Below are 12606 nucleotides of genomic sequence, written 5' to 3'. Positions count from 1 at the left end.
GTGTGCCGCGGAGAGCCGGGTCAGGCCCGCGGCGCCGAGGAGGCCTGGTAGAACTCCGAGGACTCCTTCTTGTACAGCAGCACGATGATGTAGGCGCCGAGCAGCACGGACACCACGTTGATCAGCTTGCTCAGCAGCGGTCCGGCCTGGACGAGGGTGCTGAGCAGGCCGAGGACGCTGATCGCGAAGAAGACCGTCGCGACGATGCGCGCCCACGACTTCCCCTTGCCGTTGGCCGAGGCCATCCACAGCCACAGACCGACGCCCACGAGGCCGAAGACGATCCCGGTCGCGGTGCCGACCGTGACGGCGGTGTCGACCTGGGACGCCGTCAGGCTGCCGTTGTTCGACTTCTCGACGGCCTGACGGATGGCGTCGCGCATGAAGAGCGACAGGAGTAGGCCCAGCAGGCTCAGCCCGGCGCCGACCTTCATGAGCAGGACGGCCTGGTCCATCGCCGGGGGGCGCGTGACCGGCGCCGCGGCTGGGGCGTGGCTCGGGTCCATCTGGGGCATCTGCCCGTAGCTGCCGCCCTCGGGTCCCGGAGGCGGCGGAGGTGTGCCGTACTCAGACATGGTGCGATCCCTTCGCGTTCTGGCCGCCGCTCCCCCTTGGACACGACGATGCCGCGAACGCTAGCGGACGCCCTCCCGACTTGGGCGGATTTGCGCCGTCAGGCGTTCTTGGCCTCCGCGCGCCGTCGGGCCACCTCATAGAGCGTCACCCCGGCGGCGATGCCGGCGTTGAGCGACTCGGTCGTCGACGACATGGGGATCGACACGATCTGGTCGCAGGTCTCGCTGACGAGCCGGGACAGCCCCTTGCCCTCGGAGCCCACGACGATGACGATCGGCTCGGTCGCGAGCGCCAGGCCGGGCAGCTCGACGTCACCGTCCATGTCGAGCCCGAGGATGAAGAAGCCCGCCTTGCGGTACTCCTCGAGCGCACGGGTCAGGTTGGAGGCCAACGCGACCGGGACGCGCGCAGCGGCGCCGGCCGAGGTCTTCCACGCGCTCGCGGTCATGCCCACCGAGCGACGCTCAGGGACCACGACACCGTGGCCGCCGAAGGCGGCGACCGACCGGATGATCGCGCCGAGGTTGCGCGGGTCGGTGATGCCGTCGAGCGCGACGACGAGCGGGATGCCGGGCACCTGCGGGTCGATGAAGTCCTGCGGGTGCGCGTACTCGTAGGGCGGCACCTGGAGGGCGAGGCCCTGGTGGACGGCGCCGTCGGTGATCCGGTCGAGCTCGCCGCGGGGCGTCTCGAGGATCGCGATCCCCTTGGTGGTGGCCATCTTCAGCGCCTCACGGACACGGTCGTCCGCGTCGATCCGTCCGGCGACGTACATCGTGGTGACCGGGATGTCGGCACGCAGCGCCTCGACCACGGAGTTGCGACCGGCGACGATCTCGCTGGATGCCTTGCCACCGCGACGGGAGCCGCCAGTGCGCTGGCCGGAGCCGCCGGAGCCTCGCGGACCCGAGGGTCCGCCGCTCTTCGCCGCGGCCTTGGCCATCTTGTGCGCCTTGTGGTTGGGGCGGTCCTCCGCCCGGGGCGTCGGGCCCTTGCCCTCGAGGCCACGACGACGCTGACCGCCGGAACCGATCGACGACCCCTTCTTCGACGCGCCCTTGCGGATCGCGCCACGGCGCTGGGAGTTGCCTGCCATCAGATGCTGCCTGTCTCTTCGTTGTCCCGACGGGCCAGCGACCAGTTCGCTCCCGACGCGGTGTCCTCGATGACGATGCCGGCCAGACCGAGCTGGTCGCGGATCGCGTCCGCCGTGGCGAAGTCGCGGGCGGCCCGGGCCGCGGCGCGGGCCTCGAGCTGCACCTGCACGAGGGCGTCGAGGGCGCCCTGTGCGTCGCCGGAGCCCGACGTGGTGTCGGTCCCCCACTGCGGGTCGAGCGGGTTGACGCCCAACAGGTCGGTCATGACGACGACCGAGGCGAACGCTGCTGCGACCGCCTCCTCGTCACCGTCGTCGAGCGCGGTGTTGCCGGCCCGCACGGTGTCGTGCACCACGGCCAGGGCCCCACTGACGTTGAGGTCGTCGTCCATCGCGGCGGCATACGCCTCGGGGACGGCGCCCAGGTCGGGCGTGGTGGAGGTCCCGTCGGGCAGCGACCGCAGGGCGCGGGTGAGGAAGCCCTCGATGCGCTCGACCGTGGCCTCGGCCTCGCGCAGCGAGCCCTCGTAGAAGTCGATGGTGGAGCGGTAGTGGGCGGCGGTGAGGTAGTACCGCAGGGCCAGCGGGCGGGCGACCTTGGTGACCTCGGAGACGACCAGGCTGTTGCCGAGCGACTTGCTCATCTTCTCGCCACCGAGGGTGACCCAGGCGTTGTGCAGCCAGAAGTTGGCGAAGCCCAGCCCCGCGGCGTGCGACTGCGCCTGCTCGTTCTCGTGGTGCGGGAAGCGCAGGTCGACGCCGCCGCCGTGGATGTCGAACGCGTCGCCGAGGTACTTGCGCGCCATCGCCGAGCACTCGAGGTGCCAGCCGGGACGGCCGACGCCGAAGGGGGTGGGCCACGAGGCGGTCGCGGGTTCGGACTCCTTGCGTCCCTTCCAGAGCGCGAAGTCACGGGGGTCGCGCTTGCCGCGCGGGTCGGCGTCCTGCGCCGCTTCCATGTCCTCGATCTTCTGGTGGGTCAGCGAGCCGTACTCCGGGAAGCTCTTGACGTCGAAGTAGACGTCGCCGCTGCCGTCCGTGGCCGCGTAGGCGTGCCCCTTCTCGACCAGGGTCTCCATCAGCTCGACCATCTCGGTGATGTGACCGGTCGCGCGCGGCTCGTAGGTCGGGGGCAGCACACCGAGCGACGCGAGCGCGGCAGCCGTGGCGACCTCGTTGCGGTAGGAGAGGGCGAACCACTCCTCACCCGCGTCGGCCGACTTGGCGAGGATCTTGTCGTCGATGTCGGTGACGTTCCGCACGAGCGAGACGTCGTAGCCATGACGGCCCTCGAGCCACCGGCGCAGGACGTCGAAGGCGACGGCGAAGCGGACGTGCCCGATGTGCGGCTGGCTCTGGGTCGTGAGCCCACAGATGTAGATCCCCACCTTGCCGGGCACAAGGGGGGTGAAGTCGCGCAGCTGGCGCGCGGCGGTGTCGTACAGGCGAAGACTCACGGGCGCAAGGCTACCGGCGCGGGCTCCACGAGCCGAACCACGAGCAGCCCCCCGAACTGGGCTGACCCGCCCCTGACCCGGTTCCGGGAGCGTAGGGTGCCACGCACAGGCGTTCGCGCCCTGCCCGGCGAGGGGGTCGAGCATGAGCACCACGAGCGAGACCGGCACCAGGCCGACCGCGGCCGCGTACCGCGCGCTGCTGCTGCTCGCCGTGCTGCTGGTCGTGGCCTACGCCGTCTGGACCCTCCCCGGCGTCCGGCCACGCCCGGGTTTCGACGAGCGCTTCGACGGACTCCTGCAGGGCGGTGCCTACACCGTCGTCGCCCTGCTCGGGCTCGTCGGCGCGCGGCACCGGCGCACGACCGGTGCGGCGGTCTGGCTCGTCGTGGCGTTCCTCGTGCTGCGGGCGGTCGGCTTCGACGTCTCGCTGACGGCCCTCAGCCTGGGCCGCACCCCCTCCTACCCGTCCTGGGCGGATGCCGCCTGGGTCGCCTCCTCGCTCACCCTGTTCGCGGCCCTGGCGCTCAGGCTGAGCGACCTGTCGCGACGGCGCGGGTCGCTGATCGTGCTGGACGGCGTCAGCGCGGCGCTGGTCGCCCTCGGTCTCGCCGCGCACGCACTCGACGGCCCCCTGCGGACCCTCACCGCCGACGGGGTGCCCACCTCGGCGGTCGTCATGAACATCGTCTACCCGGCCCTCGACGTCGCGCTCCTCATGGCCGGTGCCGCCTTCCTCACGACGACCCGCTCCCGGGTGGCCCGTTCCGACCTGGTGCTGCTGGGGGGAGTCCTGGCCGTGGTCGCGGTCGACGTGAGCTACTTCGTCCTGCTGGCCCAGGGGGCGTGGCGGCCGGGGACCTGGGTGGCCTCGCTCTCGCTGGTGGGCACGATCCTGGTGGCAACCGCGGTCGGGCCTTCCGTGGGGACGTCCCGGGCGACACCCCAGCCGGTCCGGCGCAGAGGTGACCTCCCTGCCGCCGACCTCACGTCGGCGGTGGTCGTGCCCGCCGTCCTCGTCGCGATCGTCATCGCCATGCTCAGTCTCTCTGGTCTGCTCATCCCGGCTGTCGGACCCGCACTGGCCTGCTACGCGGTCGGCGGCGTCCTCGCCGTCACACGGGGTGTGCTCACGGTGCGCTCGGTGCAGGTCGAGGCCCACCGCGTCGTCGGTGTCGCCACCGTGGACCTCAACCTCTTCAAGTCCCTCGTCGACGCCTCGGGCGAGCTGATCGGCATGGCCGGGGCGGGGGGTCAGCTGATGTACCTCAACCCTGCCGGGCGACGGATGCTCGGGCTCCCGGGCGACTTCGACGTGACGAGCCTGCACGTCTCCGAGGTCGTGCCGGGAGTCGGGGCGACCACCTTCGACCGGCGCTGGCCCGAGCTCCTGCGCCGTCGACAGTTCACCGGTGAGGCCGAGGTCGTGCCCGTCGACGGCCGCCCGAACGTGCCCGTGGAGGTCTCGACCTTCGTCGTCCACGACGACACCGATGCCGACGGCGTGGTCGTGGCGACCATCCAGCGGGACGTCAGCGAGCGCCGCCGCAACGAGCGGGCGCTGCACGACCTGGCCGATCAGCGGGCCCGCCTGCTCCAGCGGCTCGTCCAGGCCCAGGAGGACGAGCGCGCCCGCATCGCCGACGACGTCCACGACGACCCGGTCCAGGCGCTTGCCGCGGTGGCCCTGCGCCTGGGCCTGCTGCGGCGGCACCTCGCTGCCGAGGCGCCGTCCCTGACGAACGACGTCGAGACCCTCCAGGAGATCGTCTCGACCGCCACCGAACGCCTGCGCAACCTGCTGTTCGACCTCGAGTCGCTGCCCGACGGGCTGAGCCTGGCCGACGCCGTGCAGGACGCCGCCGCCTTCATCTTCGCCGGCACCGACGTCGAGGTCCGGGTGGCCGGTGAGTCCGACCTGCCCGTCCCCGAGGCGGAGCGGGTCACCATCCACCGGGTGGTCAAGGAGGCGCTGGTGAACGCGCGCAAGCACGCCGGGGCCACCACCGTCGTGGTCGAGCTCGCCATCTCGGACGTCGATGCCGTCGTCACCGTCGACGACGACGGACGCGGCATCGGGGAGGACGAGGACCGCGACCGCCCGGGGCACCTCGGCCTCTCGGGCATGCGCGACCGTGCCCAGGTGGCCGGGGCCTCGTTCGAGGTCGGACCCCGCGCCGAGGGCGGCACCCGGGTGCGCCTGCGGTTGCCCCTGTCACGGGTGGGCGTGTCGCTCGGCTGACCGCAGCTCCCGTGGATCGACGGGCTGGAAGACGGTCCTGCGCAGCGGCGGATCGCCGCACCCCCTTCGCCCAGAGTTCACCACCACCCGTGACATCCGTCATGGGTGGCTCGGGGTGGTTCGAGCAGGTTGGTCCTGGTGCGCCGACCGCGCACCCGCACCCAGGAGGATCCACGTGACCAGACGCACCACCGCCGTCCTCGGCGCAGCGCTGCTCGGCGCCGCTGCGCTCGCGGTACCCGGCACCGCCCTCGCCTCGAGCCCGACCGGGGCAGGCCCCGACCACTCGGGGCACCACGCCCGGCCCGGAGCCCTGCCCGGCGGCTACACCAACCTCGTCGTCATCTACGAGGAGAACCACTCGTTCGACAACCTCTACGGCTCGTGGGGCCGCGTCGGCGGCGACCGCGTGGACGGTGCCACCGCGCCCGCGGTGAAGCAGGTCGCCCAGGACGGCACGGCATACGGATGCCTGTTGCAGGACGACGTCAACCTGACCACGCCCCCGCAGCCGAACACCTGCCAGGACGCCGGTCACGGCGTCGCGGCGAGCAACTTCGCCAACAAGGCCTTCACCATCGACGACTACATCAAGCCGTCCGACACCACCTGCGCGCCCGAGGGCGTCTTCGCCCCCAACGGTGTCGCGAAGGGCAGCGGGCTGCCCGGTGGCTGCACCCGCGACCAGGTGCACCGCTTCTACCAGGAGCAGTACCAGCTCGACGGTGGCAAGCAGGACCGCTACGTCACCGGGTCGGACGCGGTCGGCCTGACGATGGGGCGGTACGACACCAAGGCCCTGCCGATCTACCAGTACCTCCACTCGCACGACGCCCCCAACTACGTCCTCGCCGACCACTTCTTCCAGGGCGCCTTCGGTGGCTCGTTCCTCAACCACCAGTTCCTCATCTCCGCCCGCGCCCCGCTGGACACCTCCGGCGGGGCTCTCGGTGCGAAGAGCTCGGTGCTGGACCGCAACGGGATGGTGAACACGTACCCGCTGTACACGCCGACGAGCGCAGTGGTCGACGGTCAGCTCACCCAGAAGTGCGCCGCCGGGGGCAATGACCCCGTCGCCGCCTGTGGGGACTACGCCGTCAACACGGTGCAGCCGTCCTCGACGCCCTCGGGCAGCGGCGCCAAGATCCCGCTCATCGACGACGCGAAGTACCCCAACATCGGCGACCGCCTCAGCGCCAAGGGCGTGAGCTGGAACTGGTATGCAGGGGGCTGGGACGACGCCGTCGCCGGGCACCCGGGTGCCAACTTCCAGTACCACCACCAGCCGTTCAACTACTTCGCGAACTATGCGGCCGGCGCCCCGGGACGTTCCCACCTGCAGGACGAGGACAAGTTCCTGGCCGCCGCGAAGAACGGCACGCTCCCCCAGGTCAGCTTCGTCAAGCCCTACGGCTCCGAGAACGAGCACCCCGGGTACGCCAGCGAGCACACGGGGAGCGACCACCTCGTCGACCTGCTGAAGACCATCACCAGCGGACCGCAGGCCGACAAGACCCTCGTGGTCGTGACCTACGACGAGTTCGGCGGGTCCTACGACCACGTCGCGCCGCCGAAGGCCGACGCGTGGGGCCCCGGCACCCGTGTCCCCGCCCTGGTGCTGTCGGCCGGCATGAAGCACTCGGGCGTCAGCCACGCGAGCTACGACACCACGTCGATCCTCGCCACGATCGAGCACGCGTGGGGCCTGGCACCGCTGTCGCCGCGTGACGCCAAGGTCTCCGACCTCGCGCAGGCCGTGGCCGTCGGTGGACGGCACGACGGGCGCGACGGGCGCGACGACGACCNGGACCGCGAACGCGGTCCGGGCCCGAGCCCGTCGGGGTACCGTGACCGCCACGACATGAGGGGGGAAACCGCATGAACGGATTCACGCACACGGCAGTAGCGTTCGCGCTGCTACCGGGCGTGCTCAACGCCATGGTGCTGATGGTCGGAGTGGTCGTCGTCGGCCGCAGGATGCAGCCCGACGCCGGATGGGCACACCTGGGCGCGGCCGGATTCGGACTCCTCCTGCTGGGTGTCCTGACCAACCTCACGATCAGTGGTTCGATCATGACAACGGGCCGGATGCTGGTGGGTGGGAGCCTGCTCATCAACGCACTGGGGATGCTGGCCGCAACGATGCAGCTGGTCGGCCTGGGGCTGCTCGTCGCGGCCGTGGTCAGCGGCCGCTCGGAGCGGACAGCCGCCCCTGCGACCGACTGGCCTCAGGACGAGGAGTAGACCAGCGCGGTCGCGATGGCGGCGAGGCCTTCGCCGCGGCCGGTGAGGCCCAACCCGTCGGTCGTGGTGCCGCTGACCGACACGGGGGCATCGACCGCCGCCGACATCACCTGCTCGGCGAGGTGGCGCTGCGTGCCGATCTTCGGGGTGGTGCCGATGACCTGGACGCCGATGTTGCCGATCTCGAACCCCGCCTCCCGCACCAGCCGAGCGGCCTCGGCGAGCAGGGTGCGGCCGGCCGCGCCGTCCCACTCGGGGCGGTCGGTGCCGAAGTGCAGGCCGAGGTCACCGATCCCCGCGGCCGAGAACAGGGCGTCGCAGGCGGCGTGGCAGGCCACGTCGGCGTCGGAGTGCCCGGCCAGGCCCACCCCCGGCCAGTGCAGGCCGGCCACCCACAGCTCGCGGGTCGGGTCGGTCGAGAAGGCGTGGACGTCCACGCCGATCCCCGTGCGCGGCATACCGGTGGGCACCATGGCGCCATCCAACCACCGCCGCGCGGGCAAAATCGGGTGAGCCCCTCCCTGCCTCCCCGTTAGCGTTGCCGCGCATGAGCGAACCGCTGCCGATCCCCGTCCTCACCGGCGACCTGGTCACCCTGCGCCCCCACCGCGAGTCCGACGCCGAGGGCGTCCTGGAGCGCGCCGTCGACCCGCTCTCGCGCCGGTTCACCACCGTGCCGCTCGAGTACACCCGCGAGATGGCCGTCGACTACGTCACGGAGTTCACCGCCCCGTCGCCGGACCAGATCTGCTGGGCCGTGGAGGTGGACGGCCGGTATGCCGCGTCGATCGACCTGCGGATCCTGGCGGTCGACGCCGGGGCCGGGTCACTGGGCTTCGCCACCCACCAGGACTTCCGCGGGCGGGGTGTGATGTCGGAGAGCGTCCGCATGGTGGTGGCGCACGCCTTCGGGGAGCTCGCCTTCCGCACGGTGCGCTGGGAGGCGCACGCCGGCAACTGGGGCAGCGCCAAGGCGGTGTGGCGGGCGGGGTTCCCGGTGCCGACGTTCGTGCCCGACCTGCTCGTCGAGCGGGGTCGCCTGCTCGACGGTTGGATGAGCACCCTGCACGCTCCCGCACCGACCGCACCCGTGGCGACGTGGGACGAGGTGGTCGCGGCGCTCACCCGCTGATCCCTCGCCAGAGGTCTGGGGTCAGGCGTCAGGCGTCATCGAGGTGGCGCCGCGCGGTGGCGAGGTCGTCCGGTGTCGTCACCTTGAACGCGAGCCGGTGCCCCTCGACGACCCGCACGTGACCGCCCACGGCTTCGACCAGCGCGGCGTCGTCGGTCGCGTGGGCGCCCGAGGCGTGCGCGTGCTCGAGGACCTCGCGCAGGAACGCCTGCGGCGTCTGGACGGCGCGCAGCCGCGACCGATCGGGCGTCGCCACGACGACACCGTCGTCGTCGACCTGCTTGATGGTGTCCGTCACCGGCAGACCCGGCACGACCGCCGGGTGGCCGGAGCGCACCTCGTGGACCAGTCTGCTGAACAACGACGACGGCGCGAGGCAGCGCGCGGCGTCGTGGACGAGCACGATCCCGTCGTCCGGGCGCAGGGCGCGCATCCCCGCCGCAACCGAGTCCGTGCGCTCGGCCCCACCCCTGACGACCTCGACATCCTGCGGGCGACTGCTCCGGGACGCGATCGCGCCCGCCTCCCTGAGGTGGGAGACGGGCGCGACGATGACGACGTGGGACACCTCAGGTACCCCGAGCGCTCGAGTCACGGCGTGCTCGAGCAGTGACGTTCCGTCGAGGTCGACGAACGCCTTGGGCTGGGCAGCCCCGAGCCGGGTCCCCTGGCCACCGGCCACGAGGACGACGGCGGCGCTCAGGACGCGAGAACCTCGTCGAGGATGGCCTCAGCCTTGTCCTCGTTCGTCTTCTCGGCCAGAGCCAGCTCGGAGACGAGGATCTGACGTGCCTTGGCGAGCATGCGCTTCTCGCCGGCCGACAGGCCACGGTCCTTGTCCCGACGCCACAGGTCGCGGACGACCTCGGCCACCTTGATGACATCGCCGGAGGCGAGCTTCTCGAGGTTGGCCTTGTAGCGGCGCGACCAGTTGGTCGGCTCCTCGGTGTGGGGAGCGCGCAGGACCGCGAAGACCTTGTCCAGGCCCTCCTGTCCGACGACGTCACGCACACCGATGTCCTCGCAGTTCTCTGCAGGAACCTCGATCGTCAGGTCGCCTTGGGCCACCTTGAGCTTGAGGTAGATCTTCTCCTCGCCCTTGATCGTGCGGGTGTTGATTTCTTCGATCAGTGCAGCCCCGTGGTGGGGGTACACGACCGTCTCGCCGACCTTGAAAACCATGTGCTGTTTTCCCCTTTCGCGACCCTCAGAATATCACGCCACGCCGGGGACGGGAAAGCAGTCCGGTTCACGTTTGCGCTGGTCAGGGGCATGGAAATGCCTTATGGGGCAATGATTTCGGTCTTGACAGGATGTACTCTTCCGTGCAACGCGCACGGGTGCGCACCCTTGGCACGAGGCCCGGTAGGCTGTCCCCGTGATGCGCCGAACCCCGCTGGCCGCCCGCTCCGCAGGCCGCCCCTCGCCCCTGCGTCGACTCGTTCCGGTGGCCGTGCTCGGTGCCGCGCTGGCCCTGTCCGCGTGCCAGACCCAGTCGCCGATCCAGACCGACCAGGCCTACGCACCGGCCGACGGCGTGGCCGTCGACCTCGGCAGCGTCCAGCTGCGCGACCTCGTGGTGATCAGCTCAGGCAAGGACCAGCCCGGCGTGCTGTCGGCCTCGGTGTCCAACACCAGCGGCGACTCCCAGCGCCTCGCGTTCGCCCTCCCGCAGGCCAAGCCGGTGTTCGCCCAGTCCGCCGCACACTCCGAGGCCAGGCTGTCCGACACCACCCAGGTGCAGCTGCCCTCGGTGCCCGTGAGCCCCGGCGACGTCGTCCAGCTCACGGTCCAGTCGCCGACGGCCCCGGCTGCGGTCGTGACGGTTCCGGTGCTGCCCGCCTCCGGTTACTACGCGACGCTCGCGCCCACCCCGGCACCGTCCGCGACCACGACGACCGCCACCCCCTGACCTCCCCCGGCCACGGGGGTATGGCGCGGAGCCGACTCCGCGCCATACGTCTCAGTCGGACTCGAACTTGTAGCCGAGCCCGCGCACGGTGACGATGAAGCGCGGGTCGGCCGGGTCGGGCTCGATCTTGGCGCGCAGCCGCTTCACGTGGACGTCCAGCGTCTTGGTGTCGCCGACGTAGTCGCTGCCCCACACCCGGTCGATGAGCTGCATCCGCGTGAGCACACGACCGGTGTTGCGCAGCAACATCTCCAGCAGCTCGAACTCCTTGAGCGGCAGCTGCGTCGTCTCGCCGGAGACGGTGACGATGTGGCGCTCGACGTCCATGCGGACCGGGCCCGCCTCGATGGTCGCCGGGACCAGGTCCTCGGGCTCGGACAGCCGTCGCAGCACGGCCTTGATCCGGGCCAGCAGCTCGCGGGACGAGTACGGCTTGGTGACGTAGTCGTCTGCGCCGATCTCGAGGCCCACGACCTTGTCGATCTCGCTGTCCTTGGCGGTCAGCATGATCACGGGCACGTTGGACCGTTGGCGCAGCGCACGGCACACCTCGGTCCCGGACAGGCCGGGCAGCATGAGGTCGAGCAGGACGAGGTCGGCACCCGACCGGTCGAAGTCCTCGAGGGCTTCCGGTCCGGTCTCGGCGACGGCCACCTCGTAGCCCTCCTTGCGCAGCAGGTAGGACAAGGGGTCGGAGAACGACACCTCGTCCTCGACGACCAGGATTCGGGTCATGCGCGGGGGTCTCCTTGGGACGGTGCGGCTGTGGGGGAAGCAGGGTCGATCCGGCCGCCGGAGCGGTCGGCGGCGGCGGGGAGGCGGATCGTGAACGTGGATCCACGGCCCTCCTCGCTCCACACGGTGACGTCGCCACCGTGGTTGGCGCAGATGTGCTTGACGATGGCCAGGCCGAGGCCAGTGCCACCCGTGGCGCGCGAGCGCGCGCCGTCGACGCGGTAGAACCGCTCGAAGATGCGCGCCTGCTCGGCCTGCGGGATGCCCTGGCCCTGGTCGGTCACGGTGATCTCGACCATGTCGCCGTTGAGGCGACCGCCGACCGCGACGCGAGTCCCGTTGCCCGAGTAGGCGACGGCGTTGCCGATGAGGTTGCGGACAGCGGTGACGAGCAGGTCCTCGTCGCCGAACACCTTGAGGTCGGGCGCGCACGCCTCGGCGATCTCGATCTGCTTGGCGTCGGAGCCGACCCGCGAGTAGTCGATGGCCTCGTGCACCGCAGCGGTCACGTCGACGAGGCGCGGCTCGTGCAGCGTGTCGGCGACCTGCAGGCGCGACAGGTCCACGATCTCCTTGACCAGCTGGGCGAGGCGGTGGCTCTCGACCTGCATGCGGCCGGCGAACCGCTCGACCGCGACCGGGTCGTCCTTCGCGTCGAGGATCGCCTCGGCGAGCAGGCCGATGCCGCCGACGGGGGTCTTGAGCTCGTGGCTGACGTTGGCGACGAAGTCCCGGCGGACCTCCTCGACGCGCCTGGCCTGGGTGTGGTCCTCGACGAGGAGCAGCACGTGGCTGCTGCCGAGCGGGGCGACCCGCGCCTGCATGATGGACCGGCCCTGGCCGAGCGGACCACGTGACAGCTCGAGCTGCGACTCGCGGATCACCCCGTCGCGGCGGACCTGCCGGGCGAGGTGGCGCAGCTCGGCGTGGACGAGCTCACCGTCCCGCACCAGGCCGTAGGCGACGGCTGCCGGCGACATCTTGGTGACGGCGTCCGCCGAGTCGACGACGATGGCGCTCGACCGCAGCACCGCGAGGACGTCGCCCACACCCGGCGGCAGCGAGGTGGCCAAGGGGGTGGTGTCCGGCAGCTGCGTCTGCTGGCGCTCGGAGTAGCGCACGGCGATGACGGCCAGGGCACCGGTGAGCAGCCCGGCGAACCCGGCCAGCACGGCGGCAGTGGTCGCATCCACGATCCCAATGTACGGTGCGCGC

Annotated in this window: 12 protein-coding genes and 1 pseudogene; 5 read left to right on the top strand and 8 right to left on the bottom strand. The window is 71.4% G+C overall.

Annotated elements, in window-relative coordinates:
• Nucleotides 1–20 precede the first annotated feature (20 nt).
• The 3 genes from ASD62_RS13390 to cysS form a co-directional block, all read right to left on the bottom strand.
• The gene (locus ASD62_RS13390) at nt 21–575 is read right to left on the bottom strand and encodes a hypothetical protein (RefSeq protein ID WP_157581466.1); all 555 of its coding nucleotides are present in this window, start codon (nt 573–575) and stop codon (nt 21–23) included.
• Nucleotides 576–673: 98 nt separating this feature from the next.
• Nucleotides 674–1672: a 23S rRNA (guanosine(2251)-2'-O)-methyltransferase RlmB gene (gene rlmB / locus ASD62_RS13385; protein WP_056916383.1), complete on the bottom strand. Its 999-nt coding sequence runs from the start codon at nt 1670–1672 to the stop codon at nt 674–676.
• On the bottom strand, nt 1672–3129 hold the full coding sequence (gene cysS / locus ASD62_RS13380; RefSeq protein WP_056916382.1) for a cysteine--tRNA ligase: 1458 nt from the start codon (nt 3127–3129) through the stop codon (nt 1672–1674). The genes rlmB and cysS overlap by 1 nt, the downstream gene beginning before the upstream one ends.
• Before the next feature lie 142 nt (nt 3130–3271).
• Between cysS and ASD62_RS13375 the strand changes: the two genes are divergently transcribed.
• The 3 genes and pseudogenes from ASD62_RS13375 (at nt 3272) to ASD62_RS13365 (ending at nt 7612) form a co-directional block, all read left to right on the top strand.
• Complete coding sequence (locus tag ASD62_RS13375) at nt 3272–5368, top strand: ATP-binding protein (RefSeq protein ID WP_056916381.1); 2097 nt, start codon at nt 3272–3274, stop codon at nt 5366–5368.
• Nucleotides 5262–7173: pseudogene (gene acpA, locus ASD62_RS21010) on the top strand (acid phosphatase); the annotation flags it as partial. The gene ASD62_RS13375 and the pseudogene acpA, both read left to right, overlap by 107 nt.
• 73 nt (nt 7174–7246) lie before the next feature.
• On the top strand, nt 7247–7612 hold the full coding sequence (locus ASD62_RS13365; RefSeq protein WP_157581465.1) for a hypothetical protein: 366 nt from the start codon (nt 7247–7249) through the stop codon (nt 7610–7612).
• On the opposite strand, the gene ispF is transcribed toward ASD62_RS13365, so the two are convergent.
• Nucleotides 7597–8085 carry a 2-C-methyl-D-erythritol 2,4-cyclodiphosphate synthase gene (ispF, locus tag ASD62_RS13360; protein ID WP_200947829.1) on the bottom strand — a complete coding sequence of 163 codons (489 nt, stop codon included), beginning with the start codon at nt 8083–8085 and terminating at the stop codon, nt 7597–7599. The genes ASD62_RS13365 and ispF overlap by 16 nt on opposite strands.
• A gap of 74 nt (nt 8086–8159) precedes the next feature.
• Here ispF and ASD62_RS13355 point away from each other — a divergent pair, with 74 nt between their 5' ends.
• Nucleotides 8160–8744 (top strand): GNAT family N-acetyltransferase, encoded by a 585-nt coding sequence (locus ASD62_RS13355; protein ID WP_056916379.1) that lies wholly within the window; start codon nt 8160–8162, stop codon nt 8742–8744.
• A 28-nt stretch (nt 8745–8772) separates the two neighbouring features.
• Here ASD62_RS13355 and ispD read toward each other — a convergent pair whose 3' ends face one another.
• Together ispD and ASD62_RS13345 are read right to left on the bottom strand one after the other, a co-directional pair.
• Nucleotides 8773–9426 (bottom strand): 2-C-methyl-D-erythritol 4-phosphate cytidylyltransferase, encoded by a 654-nt coding sequence (ispD, locus tag ASD62_RS13350; protein ID WP_235529227.1) that lies wholly within the window; start codon nt 9424–9426, stop codon nt 8773–8775.
• 17 nt (nt 9427–9443) lie between these two features.
• Entirely contained in the window at nt 9444–9926 is a 483-nt protein-coding gene (locus tag ASD62_RS13345) for a CarD family transcriptional regulator (protein ID WP_056884891.1), read from the bottom strand.
• 196 nt (nt 9927–10122) lie between these two features.
• Here ASD62_RS13345 and ASD62_RS13340 point away from each other — a divergent pair, with 196 nt between their 5' ends.
• Nucleotides 10123–10656 (top strand): hypothetical protein, encoded by a 534-nt coding sequence (locus ASD62_RS13340; protein ID WP_157581464.1) that lies wholly within the window; start codon nt 10123–10125, stop codon nt 10654–10656.
• Between the two features lie 51 nt (nt 10657–10707).
• Here ASD62_RS13340 and ASD62_RS13335 read toward each other — a convergent pair whose 3' ends face one another.
• Nucleotides 10708–11391, bottom strand: coding sequence for a response regulator transcription factor (locus ASD62_RS13335; RefSeq protein WP_056916376.1), 684 nt, complete (start codon nt 11389–11391; stop codon nt 10708–10710).
• Nucleotides 11388–12584, bottom strand: coding sequence for a cell wall metabolism sensor histidine kinase WalK (locus ASD62_RS13330; protein WP_082553288.1), 1197 nt, complete (start codon nt 12582–12584; stop codon nt 11388–11390). The genes ASD62_RS13335 and ASD62_RS13330 overlap by 4 nt, the downstream gene beginning before the upstream one ends.
• Between the last annotated feature and the right edge of the window lie 22 nt (nt 12585–12606).

This window comes from Phycicoccus sp. Root563 (genome assembly GCF_001427915.1).
Classification (GTDB): Bacteria; Actinomycetota; Actinomycetes; order Actinomycetales; family Dermatophilaceae; genus Pedococcus.
Note: the sequence above shows the minus strand (reverse complement) of the source record. Positions and strands in the feature narration are given on the sequence as shown.

What these genes read in the sequence shown, in the direction of transcription:
- ASD62_RS13390 (WP_157581466.1), bottom strand. Translation starts at nt 575, where the DNA reads ATGTCTGAGTACGGCACACCTCCGCCGCCTCCGGGACCCGAGGGCGGC.
- rlmB (WP_056916383.1), bottom strand. Translation starts at nt 1,672, where the DNA reads ATGGCAGGCAACTCCCAGCGCCGTGGCGCGATCCGCAAGGGCGCGTCG.
- ASD62_RS13375 (WP_056916381.1), top strand. Translation starts at nt 3,272, where the DNA reads ATGAGCACCACGAGCGAGACCGGCACCAGGCCGACCGCGGCCGCGTAC.
- ASD62_RS13365 (WP_157581465.1), top strand. Translation starts at nt 7,247, where the DNA reads ATGAACGGATTCACGCACACGGCAGTAGCGTTCGCGCTGCTACCGGGC.
- ispF (WP_200947829.1), bottom strand. Translation starts at nt 8,085, where the DNA reads ATGGTGCCCACCGGTATGCCGCGCACGGGGATCGGCGTGGACGTCCAC.
- ASD62_RS13355 (WP_056916379.1), top strand. Translation starts at nt 8,160, where the DNA reads ATGAGCGAACCGCTGCCGATCCCCGTCCTCACCGGCGACCTGGTCACC.
- ASD62_RS13345 (WP_056884891.1), bottom strand. Translation starts at nt 9,926, where the DNA reads ATGGTTTTCAAGGTCGGCGAGACGGTCGTGTACCCCCACCACGGGGCT.
- ASD62_RS13335 (WP_056916376.1), bottom strand. Translation starts at nt 11,391, where the DNA reads ATGACCCGAATCCTGGTCGTCGAGGACGAGGTGTCGTTCTCCGACCCC.